Below are 20,053 nucleotides of genomic sequence, written 5' to 3'. Positions count from 1 at the left end.
GTGGTCGTCGCTTGGCTGTGAAGCTTGATCAGCATGCCGATCTCCCGTCTCGCACCTCGTTCAAAACAGATCGTGCCATGAAAAGCGCGGATCGACGAGGGGCTATGTGATCATCCGGGACGGAACAGCTAGGGGTTGGGTAATATATCCCCCGCGAACATCAAAATTTTCGTCCGTGAGCTTGTATGCAGCTCGCTGATCGTCATCCAAGGGGGCCGCGATATTGTTGAAATCTCCTTTCGTGTAAACGAGAACGTATTCATGCACGTTTGCGAAACCCTTGGAAAGGGCGCCCGATCCATACTTGTTTTTCCAAGCTACCTGTTCGACGAAGTTCTCGGGGCCAAATATCTCATCGCACATCAACTTAAGGTTTGCCGCTTCACCTTCATCGATGGAAATGAAGATGAGTCCATCGGATGATAACAAATTCCGCGCCAGTCTCAGGCGCGGATACATCATGCTCATCCAGTCAGAGTGAAATCTTCCGTTAGCGCTCAGATTGGCAACAAGTCGGTTTCCCTCCGCATCACGTTGGTTCGAAACACGCAGGTATTCCTCCGAGCCTTGAGCAAATCTGTCTGTATATACGAAGTCATTGCCAGTGTTGTATGGCGGATCAATGTATATCATCCGAACAGATCCAAGATAAATCTGTTGCAGAAGCTTGAGGGCCTCGAGATTGTCGCCCTCAACGAAAAGGTTTCTGGTTCCTGAAAAGTTCAGGCTCTCACCATCGTCTGCTCTAAGGGTCTTTGCGATAGGAGCATTTGCATTGATTAACGCCTCCCTCTTCCCCGGCCAGTCGAGCCGATACCGCTCCTGCGGCCCGTCCACGATGTGGTCGCTCAACTCCTGACGCAGCTGATCGAAGTCCACCGCCAGACGCACCGCCCCCGTCGCCTCGTCCCGTGCCTCGGTCACGCAGCCGGGGAACATCTCGCGGATCTTCGCAATGTTGTCCTGGCTCAGGTCGGGGCTGTGCATCTTCAGCTTGTCCATGCTCGTCCTCTCAATCATTCGTCACGGCGTCGCCGGCGTGCCCCGCCGTCAGCCGCTCCAGTTCCTGCTTGGCCGCGCGCAGCTCGGCATTGATCGCCACGCGCTTGTTGAATTGCTTCTCACGCCCCAGCCGCGCCTTGATCCGCTCGACCTCATGCGCCTGAATCTTGATCGCCTCCGCCTGGGCGATCCGCTCTTCCAGCGACACAGAGCGCTCGGACGCTGCGGGGGAGAGGGGCGCCTGCGGTGCTTCTCCCATGCCGGGCACCAGCCGGGCCGTCTGCCCCTCCACCAGCGGTGCCAGCAGCTGCTCGTATAGCGCGCCCATGTTCAGCGCGACCGGAAGCGGCGCGCGCGACGCCTCCTCTGGCTGCCAATCCCCTTCGAAATAGTCGCCCACGACCCAGCGGGCGCTGTCCGCCTCGCTCCGCCGCTTGTAGGCCGCGGCCATCTTTACCCGGCCGGAATGGACCAGCTCGAAGATCAAGGGGAAGGGAATGGCCTTGTCGATGGCCCGCAGCACGTCCCGGTCCAGCGTCACCGTGCGGATGACGATGCGGAACACTTGGATCTCCGGGACCTTCTTGCTGGCCGCCAGCTTTGTCGTCTCCGGCGACAGCTTGTGGGACCAGACGATCCGATCCACGTCTCGCACGAACAGATCCTTGAGCGCCGTGTTCGCGCCGGCATGTTCGTAGATCTTTTTCTTGGGGATCACGCGCCCGAAGGCGGCGGCGCGGGGCCAGTCGTAGAGAGTCATTCGCTGCCTCCCTCGATCACCAGGAAGCCAATCAGCTCGAAATCGTCCAACCCTTTGATGGTATGGGTCAGCGCCGTTGTCTGACCGCCGCTGAACAGGCTGTCGATGTCCTTCTCTTCCTTCACCTCGATCATCGAGCGGATCGCCTGGCTGAGGAGGTCGGAGTAGCGCTCCATCTCGCGCCCGTCATTCGTGCGGTCATTGAAGACCCGGCAGACCTCCGGGACCGGCTGGCTCCGCCCCTTGCAACTGGTGCGCACCAGATCGAGCAGGCGCTTCACCTCGGTGTGGTCGGCGACGATCTCACCATCGTCGCCGATGTAGACAAGGTAATAGGGATGCAGCCGGTTCTGCTGGTTGACGTTCACACTGTCGTGGATGTTCTTCAGCGCGAAAATGACGCCCGGTTGCAGGCCGAGGTCCAACTGCGCCGGCACGACGGCGTGCATGCCGAAGGGTACGTTATCGAGCTCTCCGTGCTCCTTGACGTAGTTGAGCAGGTCCATCCGAAATTCATTGAGGCCGAGGTCGGTGATGGAGATGCCCGCCTTCACGTCCTCCAGCTCGATCACCTCTTCCTGCAGCCGCTGCAACTGCTTCTTGCGGTAGGCGATATCGCTGGACTTGGCCGACAGCACGTTGTCTTCGCCGGTAGCGGTGATGTCGGTGATCACCATCCGGTTTTCGACGCGTTCCTTGAGATTGATGTACGCGTCCAACGAGATGTCCGGCCAGTAGTTGGCGAGCTGGATCTGGGTGTTTGGTGAGCCGATACGGTCGATCCGGCCGAAGCGCTGGATGATGCGGACCGGGTTCCAGTGGATGTCGTAGTTGACCAGGAAGTCGCAGTCCTGAAGGTTCTGCCCTTCCGAGATGCAGTCTGTGCCGATGAGGATGTCCAGCTCGCCAGGCTCGTTCGGCAGGACGATCGCCTTTTCCTTCGACCTTGGAGAGAACAGGGTCAGGACGCTCTGGAAGTCGTAGGACTTCTTGAGCGTGGTCTTGGGCGCGTCCGACCCGGTGACCTTGCCGACATGCAGCCCGAGCTGACGTGCGAGGGGTGTCAGGTTGTCGAATAGGTAGTTGGCTGTGTCGGCGAAGGCCGTGAAGACCAGCACCTTGCGATTGCCGGGATTTAGCGGCTCATCGATTTTCTGCCTGATGAGGGCGAGCAGGTGCTGAAGCTTGGCGTCGTCCTCGGGCTTGACCTTGTCCATCGAGGCGATCAGGTCCTCGATGAGTACGAGGTCCGCAGCCAGATCGTGCTTCCACGATGGCAGATCCATATCGCCGAGGCTGATCTGGACCTTCTTCCCGACTGTGAATTCGTCAAGTCCAGAAAGATCATCGTCCTCCGGGTCGAAATCGCTCATTTCTGCGAGGTGGTCACTGATGCTCTCGCTTCGCCCCGTCTTTTCGAATTCGTCGATGGCATCAAGCGTGCGGGAAATGTTAGTGCCGAGTGACCGAAGCGTGAGACGGAATGCAGCGACCGAGCTTTCCAGGCGCTTCAGCAGGTTGGTCGTCATGAGCGCCTGAAGGCTACGCTCCCGGTCGGCCTGCCTGAGCTTGCCGCGTCCGCCCTCGACCTGTGTGTCGTAGATTTCCTCATACTTCCGAAGGCGGCTGGGAAGGATGTAGCTGATCGGGGCGTAGACCGCGAGCTTCAGGACAGAGAGCTGCGTGAAGATATCGTTGAACCCCATCACATCGGACCGCTCAGTAATCGGGCGGTGGAACGACAGCGGCTTTCTACGCTCGGGAAACTTCCCAATGTCCTTGGTGTCGTAGAAGGTTTCGATGTGCTTTCGTGACCGAGCGATGGTGACGGCGTCGAGCAGTTCGAAGAAGTCGAAGTCGAGCGCCTTAAGGATCGACGCGGCCGTTCTCTCCTCCGGAGGAAGAGAAGACCATTCATTGAAGGCCTTCTGGGCCCGTCGGAAGATCTCTTCGACGCTGACATCGGTCTTCAGGTTCTTGCTGAGCGCTTCAGACTGCCCTTCGTAAGCAAGAGCCAGCTGGTTACGAAGGTCGGTGAAACGGTTGTTCACCGGGGTTGCGGAAAGCATCAGAACCTTGGTCTTCACGCCGGCTCGGATGACTTTGTTCATCAGTTTCTGGTAGCGGGTTTCGCGGTCCTTATAGACATCGTTGTTGCGGAAGTTGTGGGACTCATCGATAACGACCAAGTCGTAGTTGCCCCAGTTCACTCGATTGAGGGGGACACCGAAGGACTCGCCGCTGGTGCGGGACAGATCAGTATGGCAGAGGACATCGTAGTTGAACCTGTCTTTCGCGAAAATGTTGGTCGTCAGGTTCGTGTTGTAGTTCTGCCAGTTGTCCGCAAGCTTTTTGGGGCAGAGAACGAGTACTGAACGGTTCCGCAGTTCGTAGTATTTGACGACCGCCAAGGCGGTGAATGTTTTCCCGAGGCCGACCGAGTCTGCGAGAATGCACCCGTTGTAGGTCTCGAGTTTATTTATGATGCCTGTGGCAGCGTCTTTTTGGTAGTTAAAGAGCTTATTCCAGACCACGCTCTCCTGATAACCCGTCAGATCATTCGGCAGTACGTCTTCGTCGACCTCATCCAGGAAGTCGTGGAAGATGTTGTAGAGCATCATGAAGTAAATGCGCTCAGGCGAATTCTCTTGATAGACGGACTCGATGTGCTCGCAAATGGCAGCGGTGACGTCCTTCACTTTGTCCGGGTCCGACCAGATCTGATCGAAGAGCTGAAGATACGTCTTCGCGTGCGCCGGATCATCAAACCGTGTAACAAAGTTGGAGACTGCATCGCCCTTTTGGTACCCGAGATCTACAGCTGTGAAGCCGCTGATGGGCATATAGGCTACATCGCCTTCAGACCCGGAAACATGCATCAATTGCTGCATCGGCGCCTTGGTCGTGTTGGAGCGGAATCTGGCCTTCTTGCGGATCCAATCGGCGCATTCCCGAGCGACGGCGCGTTGGGTGAGCTTGTTGCGTAGCTGGATCTCGAATTCAGTGCCATAAAGGCCTGTTTCTCTTTGCGCCTTTGGAATAAAAAATTCGCGGCGTTCCTTTCTGAGGCGGTCCGTCACCTCGGTGGGTACGAACGTTGGAGCCGTAAAAATAAACTGCAGGCTGTCGACCTTCGCGAGTTCGGACTTCAGAGCCTCAAAGGCGTAGATCGAGAAGCAGGATGCAGCGATCCGCAAGCGGGTCCCCCTGCCAAGAGAGGCCTTTAGGTCATCGCCGAGAAGGTGGGAGGTATTATCGATGATCTGCATTGATGACCTCCCGGTTAAGAAGCACGATCTGCTGATCCGTTGGCTTCCTTGCGGCTGGGTCGGTGTCCAGGCCGAGACGCCTGAGCGCGTAGTAGAGGAGCGCGCGCCTCACCTTGATCTTCGCCTTGCCGCCCCGCATCCCATAGTCGAGGGCAATGACCTTGGCCTGCGTCTCCGAGAGTTCTGGATGGGGTCCGACCTCCAGGGTGACCTCGGAATGCCAGTCGCGATCTTCGTCGGCCGACGTTTCACTCTCCCGCGATCCGCGAATGCCGAGGATCCGTGAGAGGAGGAAGTCCTTGAAGCAATCGTCGGTCAGGCAGAACGCCCGCGTGTGCCATCGGAACCCGTCGAAGGCGATCGCGTGGGGTGCGATCCAGCGCCAGCGCGGCTCCGGGCTCGACAGGGACTGGTACTTCACCTCGATCGCCTCGGACCGGCGGATGGCGCCGACCACCGAGCGGAGCGTCACAGGATCGACGCCCCGCACAGGCGTCGGCGCGGATGCATAGGGCGGCAGGTCAGGGATCCAGCAATCCTCGTGCTCCAGCACGTCGTCGGCAACGAGGCGGAGCTGCGAGAGGTAGTGCGCGGCGTCTGGCGGGCGGAACTTGCAGTCGAAGTCGGGCCCGCGGATATAGGTGCGCGCGCTCTTGTCGTAGACCATGTTGTCCGGCGCCAGCGCGATGTAGCGGTTCAGGTCCGAGGATGCCTGGTTCACGGAGACGCCGAACTGCTTCATCACATCGATGCGATTGACGTGCCCCTCCCAGAACAGGCGGAACTCGATGAACTCGAGGCGCTGCTCGACCCCCCAGCGTAGTCCGGCCTTGTCCCTGTCCACGTTGCGCTCCCGCCAGGCCCTGCGCGCACGCGAATTGTGCGCGTCCAATTTCTGGGCTTTCTCGGACGGTAGCCGCGGGGAGCCGCGTAATCAATCGAAAACGGGCGCACTGGCACGCGATTATCCCAAGGATTGCCGCAGGTTCTGCGCCACCGCATCTGCTGCGGTCCTCACCGGCTCTGCGGCGAGATGGGCGTATCGCGCCGTGGTCTGGACCTGCGTGTGGCCGAGCAGCTTGCCGATCATCGGCAGGCCCTGACCCGAAGCGACGGCCGTCGATGCGAAGGTGTGGCGCAGGTCGTGGATGCGGACGTCCTTCACCCCGGCGCGGGCGCGGACGCGCTGCCAGAAGGGCTGCAGATCGCTCAGGCGCTTGCCCGGCAGAGTGCCGCTGATGACCCACGGGTTGCCTTCGATAGGCTGGGCGTCGCGGAGCAGTTCGACGGCGGGCTGGCCGAGATGGACGACCTTGGCGCCGGACTTGGAATCCGGCAGGCGCAGGACGCGCTCGGCCAGATCGACGTATGACCACTTCAACGTCATGATCTCGTTGAGCCGACACCCGGTCAGGATCAGCAGGCGGGCAGCGAGGATGGCCGAGGGCAGTTCGATCCCCTCCGCCTCCATCTCGCGCAGCACCTCGCCGATCCGACGAAGTTCCGCCGCGCTGAGAAAGCGCTCGCGCTTCTCCTCGGGGTACTTCCGGATGTGCTTTCGCGGGTTGGTGCCGTCCGGACGCAGGCCCCACATCTCGGCGAGGCTGAACATCTTCGAAACCACTTCGAGGCAGCGGTTCGCCTGATAGGGGATGTGGCGGAGGTCGTGGTGGAACTTCGCCACGTCCGCCCGGGTGATGCCCGTGACCGTCAGCTGCCCGAGCGCGGGCAGGATGAAGCGTTCGAGGTTCCGGCGATATTCCTTGGCTGTGCTGGCCTTCACGCGGATCGCGATGTGTTCCCTGTCGAACCGCTCGGCCAGCTCCTTCACCGTGATCGCCTTGCGCCCCGCGTCCCGCTCGGCGGCGGGGTCCGCGCCATTGCGCGCGGCAGCGACAATGGAGATGGCGCGGTTGCGCGCCTGCTCGCAGGTCAGGACCGTGCTGGGCCCGAGGCTAATCCGCCGGGATCGACGTCCGGCGCGATACTGGACCACGTAGCCCTTGCGCCCGCTCGGCAGCACGCGCAGCCCGAAGCCGGGGATCTCGCTGTCCCAGACGAAGTATTCGGCGGGTTGGGCTTCTGCGGCGTCGACGAGGCGTTTGGTGATCTTGGGCATGGCGCTCTTCGGTGGTTCTCTTGAAGTTCCACAGTGCTGAAGTGCGGGCGACAGTCAACGAACACATTGAAATTGCGAAGAAAAAGGAAATGGCGCGCGGTTCCGCGCAAGGCGTTTCGGCGCGCTGGTGCGGGAAATCGACGAGCCGCGCGAATCAGAACGCAGGTTCCGGTGCCCGCGGGCTGCTGTTAGGCTCGGGGCAAAGAAACTGGCGATCCGATGGCGTCGAAGACCACCCTCAATGCGAAGAACCTCGAAGCGCTGGGCGCAGAGCGCCTGGCGCAATTGCTGATCGAGGTCAGCACCGGCAACGCGGCCGCCAAGCGCAAGCTGCGGCTCGCGCTGGCGGGCGCCCAGAGCCCGAGGGAGGCGGCGCGGGAGATCGCCAAGCGGCTGACCAGCATCGCCCGCGCCCGCAGCTTCATCACCTGGAAGAACCGCAAGGCACTGGTCACCGATCTCGAAACCCAGCGGCGCGCCATCGTCGAGCAGATCGCGCCGGCCGATACTGACGAGGCGCTGGCGCTCATGTGGCGGTTCATGGCGCTCGCCACGCCCGTCTTCGAGCGCTGCGACGACTCCAGCGGCACGGTCATCGGCATCTTCCACCAGGCCTGCGCCGATCTGGGCCAGCTCGCCGCGAAGGTCCGGCCGGATCCGCAGGCGCTCGCCGGCACTGTTCTCGATGCGCTGCAGGACAACGGCTATGGCCAGTATGACGGCCTGATCGGCATCATGGCGCCGGCGCTCGGCGACGAGGGGCTCGCGGCCCTGAAATCGATGGCGGAGGACCTCGGTCGCTCGCCCGTGCCGGTTCCGCCGAAGGATCAATGGAAGGCGGTGGGCTGGGGCACGGGCGGCACCACCTACGAGCACGAGATGCGGGCAGGCGAGCGCACGAGCACGGTCGCCATGGCGCTCAAGGACATCGCCGACGCGCAGGGCGACGTCGACGGCTTCATCGCCCAGTACGATCCGAAGACGCGCAAGGTGCCGCAGATCGCAGCGGAGATGGCGCAGCGCCTGCTCGCGACCGGCAGGGCGGGTGAGGCGCTGGGGTTCCTCGAGCGCGCGGAGCTCGGCGACGGCTTACGGGTTCCTTTGGCCTGGCAGGACATTCGCCTGCAGACGCTGGAGGCGCTGGGTCGTGGCGAGGAGGCGCAGGCGTTTCGGTGGGACTGCTTCGAACGCACACTCTCCGACAGCTACCTGCGGGCCTATCTCAAGCGGCTTCCCGATTTCGACGACATCGAGGCCGAGGAGCGGGCGATGGCGCACGCCAAGGCCTATCCAAGCCTTCTTCACGCCCTGCAGTTTTTCCTCGACTGGCCGGCTCTGGATCGCGCCGCCGACCTCCTGGTGGCCAGGCACGACGAGATCGACGGGGATCACTACGAGTATCTCGCCCCCGCGGCGGAGGCCCTATCAGTGCGTCATCCGCTGGCCGCGACGCTGGTGCTCCGCGCGATGATCGACTTCACGCTCACCAGATCCCGGGCGAAGCGGTATCGCTATGCCGCCGAGCACCTCGTCAGCTGCGCCCGGCTCGCGCAGGACATCCCGGACTTCGGAGCGTTCGAGACGCATGACGCCTACGTTGCCCGGCTGAAGGAGGAGCACGGCAGGAAGTTCGGATTTTGGTCCCGGTTGGATGGATGATGGCGCGCGACCGCGTGGGGCCATGTCGGGACCGAGTGGGACGCGCCTGCTCGGACCGGTCAGCCGGTATGGAGATCGCCCGGCCAGTGTCCTAACCTTTGCCCAGAGCCGACAGGAGACGTGATGGCAGCGCGGGGCAAGAAACAGTCAGTCGATGATGGGGCGATCCGGGCGCTCCTAAAGCGCTACGCATGCCCGCTGCCGTATCACCAGGTTCGTGCGCGCTTCATGGGCAACATCACGACGCCGGACATGAACGCATCGCCCATGCAGGAAATCCACCGTGTCTGGAACGACGAGCTTCCCGTCTTCGAGGACAAGGGCGAGGCGGAGGCTTTTTTCGGCACGCTGCTTCAGGGCATGTGGAACGGCCTCAGCGCGCACCAGAAGCGCAGCGACCCCTTCAAGCTCGCCCGGGTGAAGACCGCGCCGGCCAGCCACGAGTATCTCGGACGTCTCGCCAGGGTTCGGCGCGAGGAACTCGACGGCTTCATCGACGGGCTTTTCGCGGGACAGGAAGAGATGGATTTCCCTGAGAGCGCGCACAACGCCATCGGAACGCTCGGCGAGATGCGCGCGCTGTTCGCGGCGACCGAGAACCTTGCGACCGATCCGCCGGGCCCGACCGACACGTCGACCATGGAGGACACGGTGAAGCATCTGCGCGAACTCACCCGCATCGCCGAGGCCGAGATCAACACGATCATCCAGTCGTGTCGCAAGGCACGGCAGCAGATGCTGGAAACCTATGTGGTCGAGCGACCGGGCACGCTGCACTGATGGTCGTGCTACCGGAAAATCAGGTCTCGGCCCGTTGGAAGCATTATGGAAGCACGAGGCGGAAAAACGCTGCGCAATCCTGACAGATCGCGCGAAGCCGGGCCGCGTCTCCGGGATCGCCAAGTGGCGGAAATTGCGCAAGAACTCGCGGTTACGAGTGATTGTTCATGGTTCGTTCGACACGACTCATAACCTGAAGGTCGCAGGCTCAATCGTCCGCGATCTCCCTAAAAACCAGCATGATTCAGAAGGTCCTCGCTAGGCACGGAACTGATACCCTTGATCGCGACAGATAAGGTCCTTTTGATGTTGTCGAATGCACGCCTGTGCGCATGAACGCGTGCCAATGCGGTTTTTTCAGTCCGGTGTTGATGTGGCGTTGATGTAAACGCGCAAAACCGCTGTGGTATCGATATACCATTAACTATACATTTGATTTATTTGATAAAATTGGTTGCGGGAGGGCGCCTTGGACTTTGTTTGCCGACACGGGCCTGCGGCGTTCGCCTTACATAGCCAAGAAAAGTGTTATCCGGGGGCGGCGTCCCACTCATTTGAAAATTCAATGATTTAGGTCGCAGTGGGACTCGCGTTCATTCCATTGGCTCATAGGAAATTTCAAACCACAGTCCCACTCAACTTGCTGCTTCGCCAGAGCCATCCCGGATTTGAGTTTCCCAAGATGACACGAAGTGCTGTGCTAGCGATTCAAGCATTTCCGGGCGCTCACCTTTGAAAGATACACCCAAATAGGTCGCCGCTCTGGTGGAGCCGACATAGAGATACTGGGTGAAGAGGTCGGGGTGGTTCTCGATCGTCTCGTCGAGATTTGTGAAGAACACGGCCTCGAACTCTAGGCCCTTGATGTGCTCAATGTTAAACACCCGAACAGCATTGTCCTTGCCGACAACTTTGCCATCCTTGCAGGCCTCGACAGGAAGATTGATTTCCTGAAGTCGCTCTTCAAGAGCCAGAGCTAGGGGCTCTACTTCCCGCTCATCATTAACGAGAACTGCGATTGTGGGAACCTTGCCCACCATGTTTTCGATATCGCGGATACGGTCGGACAGCCACTCTGCCCGGTCATCATCTGAGGAAAGATGTCTCTTCCAGACCGGCGCTACACCCTCGATGTCAAGCCGATCCGGCAAGACGATTTCATCGGGCTGCGAGCCGCCAAGCGTTGCGACAGATTTGGCGAGGTTTACCAGACGCTCGCTTTGTCGGTAAGAAACAGTGATTTTGTGTTGTTCGATGTCAGAGGTGATCCAGTCGATCTCATCATAGGATTTGATGCCCCATCCAGTCAGACGTTGATTAAGATCACCACAGATGAAGAACGAGCGTGTTAGCGGGTGACTTAATTCGAACATGCTGGCTAGCTGAAGAACCGAGAAGTCGGTAGCTTCATCGACGAGTATCTGGTTCTTGTAGAGCGCAACCACCTCTCCAAGAATTCCGCTTTCTGGAATATTGGAGCCGGGCATCCTTCGATACTCAGATATAATTTCTCCGGCAGTCCGCAGCGTGAAGAGAACGAGCAAGTCAAGCTCTTGCCAACAGATTTCAGAGCTACGCGATGGAACACCTACATACCAGCGCCCTTCTGAATTCCGCTGCTGTCGGAACTTCCGGTACTCTTGCGGGATACTTCGAAACACAAGCGTTTCGAAGCTTGCGAACCTGCGAAGTCGCCGCTGCGTCGCGACTATGCCGCCAAGCGTCTTGAGATCGACTTCTGACGGAATTCTGTCTTCGCCGAGCCAGGAGAGCAGTTTGCCGCTTCGGCCCTTTTCGGATACCTTCCTTCGGTTCGCCTTTGCGCGCGCCAAGGCGCTTACCGCTTGTGTGTATCTCCGCCTGACTTCTTCCTTGCTGATAGAGCGTCCTGGTGCGACAGCATTATCTTCCTCATCGAGGGCGTCAAACTCCGCATCAGTGTCGTCGCTGTCATCCTGTTCGGCAATCGCTAGCTGGCGTTCGATCTCCTTCTTTAGCGAAGCAGGAAATCCGGGATCGTCATGAACAAGCTTATTGAGTGTCTTTGTGATTATCTTGTGAGTTTTGGTTCGGCCGTCTTCCAGATGCTCTCGAATATCGTCCATCACCGAAGCTAGTGCCGATGGCAAAGCTCCGATGAAACGGTTTTGTCCTGCGGTAGTAAGAATGTTTATGAGCTGCCGACCCAATTTGGCGAGGGAAGCATCTTTTTGGTTGCCGAGCCATTCTGCATCAGCGGCTAGATCGGCAAACAGATCATTTGTGAAGAAAGTATCGAAGTCATCATACCAGGCCGCAGGTTCAGTTGTGATGGACGGAACGTCCAGATGCGCATTCTGCTCGCGCTTGTAGAACGCTCCACTGCCGGTGCTGGTGCGCAATAGCCGAAGATTGTCTCGCGCGATGGAGTCCCTGTATTGGTCCCAGGTGTGGATGTGATGGTCGGATGCGGCAAACCCTTCGCGGGCAAAGGCCTCTTTCACATACTGCCTCAGCAGTTCAGTGGGAGAGAACATCGCCCAGCTAATCCGGTGGTCGGTGCCGGATTCTAGGGAAGCCCGCTCTACGATGTCGCGCTCGGCGGGCATTAGAGCTTCCACATCGTCAAGATCGATCTTCTGACCAAGCCGTCGGATCAAGGTCGTGGTTTTTCCTGTGCCCGGCGGGCCGGACAGAAAGCAGCGTGTATTCAGCGGCAAACGAAAGATTTCATCCTGATGTCTATCGAGAATGGGTTGGTCTCGCAGCCCCATATGCGAAAGGACCGCACGTCGTATGCCGTCTAAAACATTGGTTTCTTGGTCTTCCCGCTCCCATGCGTCCCAAGCGTCCTCCACAACAGGCGCACCGGTGGGTGTCAGCAGCTCGCGAAGTGAAACAACTGTAAACTTGCCTGTCGAGCCAAGATCAATCTCACTGTCTTTCGAGTCCCACCCTTCGTCGGTCTTCGTGGGTTTGAGCCGGGCCGTGTTAGCAATCTCGACGTCACGCTCCGCACCGCCAAGCCGTATCGACAAGTCTTCTCCGACCGCGCGCGAGGCCATGCTTCCAAGCGGAGAGCGATAGCTTGCGATATTGTACCCAGTACCCGACGGCGGCGTCGTCCTAGTGATGAAGATGGTTTCGGACTTCCCTTCATCATCGACAAACTCGACACGGGCTATGACCGGCTGCCCGATCAACTCGTGCAAGGCAGCACGCTCACTTTCGCTTATGGCCTTAAGGTTTCCTACTTGGGCACCCCCGGTCCACGTATTGACGGAGGCAAACGAGTCCGGTTTTCCACCGCGACTGCCATGTAAGGCTGCCTCAGCGCCTTCAGCTACCGTCTTAATGCAATCGAGTGCGTCCTTCGCAATGGGCTCCAGACCGGTATCTTCGGCATGTTCGCAAGTGTTCTCTGCAATCTCAGCCATGATAAAATCCCTTCAACAATTCAAAAGGATAAGTCATAGCACTCACTCCCAAAGATCGCAATTTTTTGATGAAGAAGGGTTTCATTGGCAGCTGCGTTGCACCGCTAAGGGAACGGCAAGGGGAAGTTGAAGATTATGCTTCTCCACCTTTGCTTCGACGTCGTTTGACTTCAAGCCTTGAAGATAGCGGATGGCGCGCGGCTCGTGCGATGCTGCCCGTTGAACGTTTCTAATCATCGCCAACATCCCGGAGCGTCCGGTGATCAGTGTAGTAATGCGGGCCTATGGTGTACTCACCATCATCGAGTTCGGTATTGATCGTCGATGTCGTGAAGATGATCTGATGGTCGAGGCTTGCAGATTTTGACGCCTCCACAATAATCTTTTGAAAGTTATGGCTTCTCTTGTCCTCCATACCCTTGTCCTCAACATTGTCCATGAGCAGGAAGCGCGGATGCAGAAATTCTTCATCTTCAGTGGCCGCCGCGAACAACGCTAGTATCACGGAGTTTTTCGCGATTACATTGCTGCTTTCGGCAAAATTGAGATCACCGTCCACAAGAATTGAGTTGTCCCGGAAATTCACCTCCACCGTGTCCGCGTGCCGGAACTCGTCTTGACGATCGAGGTCTTGCCGCAGGAAGGTCTTCGCTTTCTCGGAGACGTGGGTCAGTGCGACCCTCCGCCTCCGTGCACTAGCGGCTTCCAGCGCTTTCTGGCGATCCTTTTTCTTGTCGATCTCGGCCTGCACAGTCGCCTTGCGCTCACTCACATCCTCCAGCTCGCACGCCCGCTCACGTAGGCGCGAAAGCTGGGTCAGTTCCCTGTCGATCTGTCCCAGACGTTGATAGCGCTCGGCCACGAAGCTCTCACGTGGGCCGTTGCTGATCTCGTAGCGCACCGTGAATTCTGAAAGCTGCTCTTGATAGTCGGAGCGTAACCGCCGCAGTTCCTTTTTGGCATGCGCTGTGCCGGCCTCCTTATCGTCGAGGAGCTGGCGCGACTCCCTGATCTGGATATCCAGGTCGAGTTTGATCTGAAGATAACGGGAGCGTTCCTGCTCCGGATCGGTCTCGCTGCCGCAAAGGACACAATGGTCGGGATCGCTCGTGCCGTTGAGTGGCGCAAGACAGGCCGGACAATGCGTAAATTCGATGCTGCCGATGATCTCGGATGATTTCTGCGCTTTGGGCAGCTTCTCGGAAAGCTCTTCGAGATGGGTGATGAAGTTCGTCAGATCGGTCACTTCGAGATCATTCGTATAGATTTTCTGCTCCAGCTCGGCAATGCGTCCACGAATTTTTCGGATATTGGCTGCGGCCTTCTTGCTCTCTGCGAGGAAGTCTTTGACCTCCTCGTCATCGATCATCTCGCCCACGTTGGCGATTTCATCAGAAAGCTGCGCATATTCGGCCTCAAGCTCTTTGAGCCGGCCATCGACGCTTTCGACCCGTGCCAGCGATTCTTCTTCGGGTAGCGACTTAAGGAGCGCCTTGTACTGCGCGTCGAGTTCATCGAACTGCTTGTTCAGTTTCCGCAGTTCGAGCTCGATCTCGTAAGACTCGTAGCCACGGATGCCGCAGACAAGATCACCGACCGCCTCTCTAATCTCGCCCGTATCAAAGGACTCGTACCGGAAGAGAAACGACGCCGGTGTTCGCTGGTCTGCATAGAGGAGCCGGAGGAGCTGGTTCATCGTAATATTAGCCGCGCCCTGGCTTTGTGCTTCGGGGATGCCAGACGCCCTGAACATGATCTGCGAGAAGCTTTCATTGCCGCCCGCTGTGCGCCGGATCGGATAGCTCTGCCAGCCATCCAGGCCTTGTGCCGCGGCTTCCTCGAACGTCCCGAAAAAGACCATCGCCGGTGTCTGAGCCTTGCCGATCGCGCGCTTCACGGTGAGGACACCGCTTGCTGTACCGATCTCCGCCTGCACCTCATCACAATTTGCGGCAACGGATTTCCAGTTATCGAACTCGCCGCCGAGAACGTAGAAAATGAAGTCCGCAATCGTCGATTTGCCTGCGCCGTTCTCGCCACGAATGATGTTCACTCCCGTATGGAAGCTCTGGTCGTAGACCGGGTCCCCGCCTTGCATGACCCTCAGGCGCTTGAGGTGGAACTGCGAATAACTCATCTGACAAGCCTCCGTAGTCCGGTGCTCTGGCGGATTTCGGATATCGGCCTGTTTTCGGGTGCATAGCGCCCAACAAGAAACGCGCCGATCTGCCGCTCACTGTCGGAAAAGAGCGGCAAGAACTCTTCCTGAAAGACTGTGCGCCCCTCCTCGGACGGCGCCACATTACCGCTTTCAAGCTGCGGTAGCGCGATCAGACCCTTGCCAGACAGGGTCCGGAAGGCCTGGCGCTGCACTTCGTCCATTTTCTGGAAGAGGATTTGCGGTGATGGATAGCTGACGAAGGATTTCTCAGGGCGCGGCACGCCAAGCGCGCCGAAGGCCTTTCGTACTTCCTGCGGCATATGCGTTTTGTGAAGAAGCGGCGCATTGGCGAGGAAGAAATCCATGATGAAGAGGCGCTCCGCCGACGGCAAGGTTTTGCTCTGCCACAAGCCTAGAAGACCGCCGAGCCTGCGCACGGCGTCATAAACATCGAGCTGCGGGAACCAAAGCCGTCCAGTCATGGCTTGTCCCACTGGATATGGCATTGCTCGGTCAGGTAGTAGAGCGCCTGAAGGATCGTGCTGTTTGTGAGCTTGCCGTGTTCGCTCGACGCGCAAAGCGGATCGATCACGTGCTCCTGCAAAGCAGCCGCGATTTCGGATTCCGGTGCGCCCGCACAGATTTTCGGACCGTACACATGGGTCAGAAAGCGCTGCTCAACGGCCGAGAGGATTGTGTCGTGACGCGTCTTGGCTTCGGTGAAGAGACCCAGCTTGTGATATCGGCGCGCAAACCTGTTCTGGAGATTGTTCGCATTGGCGTAGTCGTACTCGCGGCCGGCATCGATCAGCTTCTCTTGCAGGGTGCGCCGGTCATCCTCTGAAGGCACAGAATAATCATCCGGACCCAAGCCACCGTCTTGGTCGTCATCGGTTACGGCGGGGCAACCCGCCAGCACCTTGTCGATATGACGGCGCACCGAAAGATAGGCTGGCGCGTCTTTGAAGGCTGGTTTACATATCGTGATGTGGTCGGCGTCCACTGGAATAGGTCGCGTTTTCGTGCAACCGGGATCGGCCGACTCTTCGGCCACGACGAGAGCCGCATCTTTGGTCTTATATTTCTCGTAATAGGCGATTGTCGTGAGGCCTTTTTTGACGGCTAGGTCGCGATAGCCGTTATTCAGGTTCGTCAGAAAGCCGGTGTCGTTGCTAAGCGCCTCGATAGAGGGCGAGCTGACCCGTGGTATCAGCACCTTCACGATGGCGGCGAGTGCGGCGCCCTTATGGGGCGTGGCGAAGAATACGACAAGCTTGAGCCGGTCGCCGAGCGCGTTCCAGTCCTCGTCCTGCGCTTCGCAGCAAGCCCTGAACATCTCTTTGGCAAGCAAGCCGCCAAGACTATGGCAGATGATGATGAGCGGCCGTTTCCCGATGCCGTGCGAGACCATATGCTCGGCAAGACTGGAAGCACGCTCGTGAAGGGTCATCTCCTTTTTGGCCCATTTCGCAAACACGCTGGAGGGATATCCCGCCGTGTGGATGCAAAGACCGGCCAGATCATCCGTGAGCCAACACGGCCAGAAATCGCCGTCGGCGTTCGTCCAGGTTTCCTTGGGATGGCCCGTGATGCCGTGGATGAAGACGATGTCGAGTACCGCCGCATCCTTGTCACCGCACATATGCTCGAATTGAACGCCGTCGCTCATATGGCACGCTCCATACGACCATGCGAAGCCATACCCCGCTGCCGCGCAAAGAAATCGAAGATCAAATCGGTCTTGGCGGCTAGGTCGTTTTCAGAATAGGACTCCACAGGCAACCCCGTGCGGTCATCATAGAGATAGTCATAGATCGTCTGACGGAAGCGGTCGCGCGTGGACGTCTTGCCGAAAATGTCCTGCACCTCGCGCATCTGCTTCTCCAGCTTCTGTAGGAGCGAAACGGCGACTGACTTGATCTTCTTGATGTCAGCTTTGGATAGGTCAGGCTTCAGAAGCAGATCGAAGACGGCCAGCTGCTCTTCATTATCGAGGCCTTCTTTCACGTACCGTTTGGATTCCGCGCTCATTTCGGCGGACAGGCGCATTAGTGCCTCGAACGTAGCCTCGATCGTGTTCTTATCTTTCTCTTGGTTGTACTCGCGGACGATCTCCTCAAAGCGCTCCTGAAAGTCTGTGCGCGTCGGGTTCTCAGCGAGCATCTTTCGCAGACGGTCTTCGATGGCTGTCTTCACATCCTGGACATCCGAATTCTTAGTCTCGCTCTTCTGAAACTCTTTACGCAGCAGCTCGAAATTGATCTTCGACATATCGAATATGCGATCATCGGAGTCAGGGTCAGCTTTCACATTGATCGCCTCACTGACAATCGCATTGAGCTTCTGAATAATCTCTGACGTGTCCGCGCTTTCACGATCCTCTTGCAACGTTTTGTACAGGAAACTTATCGCCTCATAGTCGGCACGGTACTTTTGCACGCCCTTGAAGGTCAGGCATGCTTTGTACTTTCGGAAGACGGAACGCGATGAAATCTCGAACTTCTTGCGGCACTCATCATCAATGTTGACCGCTTCTTTGGCATCCATGATCGCCTTGTTGCGGGCAAAGCCGGTTGCCGTCTTCAGCGTATCGAGGTCAAAGCCATTGTCACGCAGCTGCGACCTTACAAACTCCACGGCCTCAGAAAGCTCGTCGAGAAGTTCTTCTTCCGGGTGGAGCGGATCGGTTTCTGGACCGCCCTGACCATCAAAGCCGCCTTCACCGGTATGACCTGCAAAAGTCGCCAGGGCCTTGCGCAGGTTTTTCAAGATGCCGCAGTAATCTACGATCAAGCCATTATTCTTGCCTTCGTTCACACGGTTTGCACGCGCAATGGCCTGCATAAGCGTGTGGGCTTGGAGCGGCTTGTCGAGATAGAGCGTGCCAAGCGACGGCACATCAAAGCCGGTCAGCCACATTGCGCAAACAAACACCACGCGGAACGGGTGCTGTTCGCGTTTGAAAGCTGACTCCACGTCCAAACGCTTACCGTCGTCGAGCACAAATCCTTCTCGCATCAACTTGCGATGCGGCAGGATATCAAGCCCCCACTTTCTGAACTTATCAACCTCACCCTGCTCGTCACTAACGACGACCGCCATCTCAGTCTCGCGCATCCAGGCAAGCTGACGCTCACGCACCGCCTGATCCTGGTCATCACGCGCTTCTGAAAGCTCGCGTTCCAGCTCCGCGATGCGATCCGCCCACGCTTCTCGCACATACTCGTGCATCCTGAGAGCCGTGATCTTGTCGATCGCGACAAACATGGCTTTGCCAGTTTCCCAATTGGTCGCGTAGTGTTCGGCAAAGTCTTTCGCGATATGGCGAAGCCGTTTCTCGGCGGTTACGACGTGATAGTCGCGCTTCAACTCGTTTTCGAGTTTGGCGGCCACATCAGCGTCTTCAATTTCCGCCTCAGCGATGGCATCAGCGAGTTTCTGGTTCAGCCCCTCAGCCGACAGACCGAGCTTGTCACCGCGCGCATCGTAATAAAGCGGCAAAGTGGCGCCATCCTCAATGGCGCGCTGGAAATCGTAAGTGGAGATGTAGCCGCCGAAGACGCGCTGGGTGATCTCATCACTGGTAAAGAGTGGCGTACCGGTGAATCCGATGTAGCTGGCGTTGGGCAAAGCATCCCGCATGTTCATTGCGAGTGTGCCGTATTGCGTGCGGTGCGCCTCATCGGTCATGACGATGATGTTGTCGCGCAGCGAGTACTCTTCCCCGTCTTTGATCTCTTTGTTGAACTTCTGGATCAGCGAGAAGACGAAGGCTTTTTGCTGGCCAAGCAATCCCTTGAGCTCTTCACCGCTATCAGCACGGCACGGGTCTTTGTCGTGGTTAGCGAGTCCCACGCCGGAGAAGGTATCGTAAATCTGCTTATCCAGATCGGTGCGGTCAGTCAGCACAAGGAAGGTAAAATCACCGCCGAGCTTGCGGCGCACCTTTTGGGCAAAGAAAGCCATGGAATATGACTTGCCCGAACCCTGGGTGTGCCAGAACACGCCAAGCTTGCCATCACGCTCTTTGCGTTCTCGCACGGCGTCAACCGCACGGTTTACGCCAAGATACTGGTGGTTGCGGGCAACGATTTTGGCAAGTTTGCCTGTACTCTCATCGAAGAGGATGAAGTTTTCGAAGAGATCAAGAAAAGTCCGACGGTCGCAGATACCCTTGATCAGGGTTTCCATCTGCACAACGCCCTTGTCGCCTTCGGCCAGTCGCTTCCAGTCGCTGAAGTGCCCGTACTTCGCCGAGATCGAGCCGACTTTGCCTTCTACGCCGTTGCCAAGCACCACGAAGGTATTGAAGTCAAAGAGCTGTGGAATGGTATCGAGGTAGTCGCGGAAATTGTCGTCATAAGCGCGGCGCAGAGACTTGTCGGGACGCTTGAGCTCAACGAAAATAAGCGGCAAGCCGTTCACAAACCCGATCACATCGGGGCGGCGGCGATGACCATTTGGGCCACTAACCCACATCTCGCGCACGCAGAGGAAGTGGTTGTTGGTATGGTCGGCGTAGTCGAAGACTTTCAGCCGTGTCTTCTTGATCTCGCTGCCCTTCTTGTAGCTTGCAAGCACGCCATCGCGGATCAGATCGTACTTTTCGTGGTTGGTCTGAAGCGTTGACTGGAAGCTGAGCGTGTCAGTGATCTGTCGCAGTGCCGATTTGTAGGCATCATCTGGAAGTCCTGGATTGAGGCGGATAAGAGCCTCACCGAGATAGCGGGTCAGCACCACCTCTCGGTCGGTTTTGCGGCCAAGCGTGCCTTCCGGCCCAAAGGTCTCATTGTTGAACGCGAAGACGGACTCATCCCAAGCAAGCTCATCGACCAAGTAGTCGGCGAGTGTCTGTTGAGCGAGCCTATCTTCGGTGTAATCGTTCAT

The 20,053-nt window shown here is 58.2% G+C and carries 12 protein-coding genes; 2 read left to right on the top strand and 10 right to left on the bottom strand.

The annotated features are described in order from the left end of the window. Positions 1–102: 102 nt before the first annotated feature. From DQW77_RS04550 to DQW77_RS04530, 5 genes are all read right to left on the bottom strand, one after another. Complete coding sequence (locus tag DQW77_RS04550) at positions 103–1,002, bottom strand: site-specific DNA-methyltransferase (RefSeq protein ID WP_113257017.1); 900 nt, start codon at positions 1,000–1,002, stop codon at positions 103–105. Positions 1,003–1,012: 10 nt separating this feature from the next. Next, positions 1,013–1,762 (bottom strand): DUF4391 domain-containing protein, encoded by a 750-nt coding sequence (locus DQW77_RS04545; RefSeq protein ID WP_113256992.1) that lies wholly within the window; start codon positions 1,760–1,762, stop codon positions 1,013–1,015. Continuing rightward, positions 1,759–5,031: a helicase-related protein gene (locus DQW77_RS04540; protein WP_113256991.1), complete on the bottom strand. Its 3,273-nt coding sequence runs from the start codon at positions 5,029–5,031 to the stop codon at positions 1,759–1,761. The genes DQW77_RS04545 and DQW77_RS04540 overlap by 4 nt, the downstream gene beginning before the upstream one ends. Beyond that, entirely contained in the window at positions 5,015–5,875 is an 861-nt protein-coding gene (locus DQW77_RS04535; protein WP_113257016.1) for a WYL domain-containing protein, read from the bottom strand. The genes DQW77_RS04540 and DQW77_RS04535 overlap by 17 nt, the downstream gene beginning before the upstream one ends. 120 nt (positions 5,876–5,995) lie before the next feature. After that, on the bottom strand, positions 5,996–7,150 hold the full coding sequence (locus DQW77_RS04530) for a site-specific integrase (RefSeq protein WP_113256990.1): 1,155 nt from the start codon (positions 7,148–7,150) through the stop codon (positions 5,996–5,998). A 219-nt stretch (positions 7,151–7,369) separates the two neighbouring features. On the opposite strand from DQW77_RS04530, the gene DQW77_RS04525 reads away from it, so the two are divergent. After that, entirely contained in the window at positions 7,370–8,809 is a 1,440-nt protein-coding gene (locus tag DQW77_RS04525; RefSeq protein WP_113256989.1) for a DUF6880 family protein, read from the top strand. A gap of 123 nt (positions 8,810–8,932) precedes the next feature. Continuing rightward, positions 8,933–9,589 carry a hypothetical protein gene (locus DQW77_RS04520; RefSeq protein WP_113256988.1) on the top strand — a complete coding sequence of 219 codons (657 nt, stop codon included), beginning with the start codon at positions 8,933–8,935 and terminating at the stop codon, positions 9,587–9,589. A gap of 635 nt (positions 9,590–10,224) precedes the next feature. On the opposite strand, the gene DQW77_RS04515 is transcribed toward DQW77_RS04520, so the two are convergent. The 5 genes from DQW77_RS04515 to DQW77_RS04495 all read right to left on the bottom strand — a co-directional run bounded on the left by DQW77_RS04515 (position 10,225) and on the right by DQW77_RS04495 (position 20,053). Then, positions 10,225–13,005, bottom strand: coding sequence for an ATP-binding domain-containing protein (locus DQW77_RS04515; RefSeq protein WP_113256987.1), 2,781 nt, complete (start codon positions 13,003–13,005; stop codon positions 10,225–10,227). A gap of 229 nt (positions 13,006–13,234) precedes the next feature. Then, positions 13,235–15,142: an AAA family ATPase gene (locus DQW77_RS04510; protein ID WP_113256986.1), complete on the bottom strand. Its 1,908-nt coding sequence runs from the start codon at positions 15,140–15,142 to the stop codon at positions 13,235–13,237. Further along, the gene (locus DQW77_RS04505; RefSeq protein WP_113256985.1) at positions 15,139–15,648 is read right to left on the bottom strand and encodes an ABC-three component system middle component 5; all 510 of its coding nucleotides are present in this window, start codon (positions 15,646–15,648) and stop codon (positions 15,139–15,141) included. Before DQW77_RS04505 ends, DQW77_RS04510 begins: the two co-directional genes overlap by 4 nt. Next, complete coding sequence (locus DQW77_RS04500) at positions 15,645–16,835, bottom strand: ABC-three component system protein (protein ID WP_113256984.1); 1,191 nt, start codon at positions 16,833–16,835, stop codon at positions 15,645–15,647. Before DQW77_RS04500 ends, DQW77_RS04505 begins: the two co-directional genes overlap by 4 nt. Next, positions 16,832–20,053 (bottom strand): type I restriction endonuclease subunit R, encoded by a 3,222-nt coding sequence (locus tag DQW77_RS04495; protein WP_113256983.1) that lies wholly within the window; start codon positions 20,051–20,053, stop codon positions 16,832–16,834. The genes DQW77_RS04500 and DQW77_RS04495 overlap by 4 nt, the downstream gene beginning before the upstream one ends.

Origin of the sequence: Roseovarius sp. TE539 (assembly GCF_003298505.1) — a bacterium.
In the GTDB taxonomy this organism is placed as follows: Bacteria; Pseudomonadota; Alphaproteobacteria; order Rhodobacterales; family Rhodobacteraceae; genus Roseovarius.
The sequence above is the reverse complement of the archived record's forward strand: the minus strand, read 5'-3'. Positions and strand labels throughout refer to the sequence as shown.

Bases quoted from the DNA above. Each gene is read 5' to 3' on its own strand.
- DQW77_RS04510 (WP_113256986.1), bottom strand. From the start codon at position 15,142: ATGAGTTATTCGCAGTTCCACCTCAAGCGCCTGAGGGTCATGCAAGGC.
- DQW77_RS04520 (WP_113256988.1), top strand. From the start codon at position 8,933: ATGGCAGCGCGGGGCAAGAAACAGTCAGTCGATGATGGGGCGATCCGG.
- DQW77_RS04495 (WP_113256983.1), bottom strand. From the start codon at position 20,053: ATGAACGATTACACCGAAGATAGGCTCGCTCAACAGACACTCGCCGAC.
- DQW77_RS04505 (WP_113256985.1), bottom strand. From the start codon at position 15,648: ATGACTGGACGGCTTTGGTTCCCGCAGCTCGATGTTTATGACGCCGTG.
- DQW77_RS04550 (WP_113257017.1), bottom strand. From the start codon at position 1,002: ATGGACAAGCTGAAGATGCACAGCCCCGACCTGAGCCAGGACAACATT.
- DQW77_RS04530 (WP_113256990.1), bottom strand. From the start codon at position 7,150: ATGCCCAAGATCACCAAACGCCTCGTCGACGCCGCAGAAGCCCAACCC.
- DQW77_RS04515 (WP_113256987.1), bottom strand. From the start codon at position 13,005: ATGGCTGAGATTGCAGAGAACACTTGCGAACATGCCGAAGATACCGGT.
- DQW77_RS04525 (WP_113256989.1), top strand. From the start codon at position 7,370: ATGGCGTCGAAGACCACCCTCAATGCGAAGAACCTCGAAGCGCTGGGC.
- DQW77_RS04540 (WP_113256991.1), bottom strand. From the start codon at position 5,031: ATGCAGATCATCGATAATACCTCCCACCTTCTCGGCGATGACCTAAAG.
- DQW77_RS04500 (WP_113256984.1), bottom strand. From the start codon at position 16,835: ATGAGCGACGGCGTTCAATTCGAGCATATGTGCGGTGACAAGGATGCG.
- DQW77_RS04545 (WP_113256992.1), bottom strand. From the start codon at position 1,762: ATGACTCTCTACGACTGGCCCCGCGCCGCCGCCTTCGGGCGCGTGATC.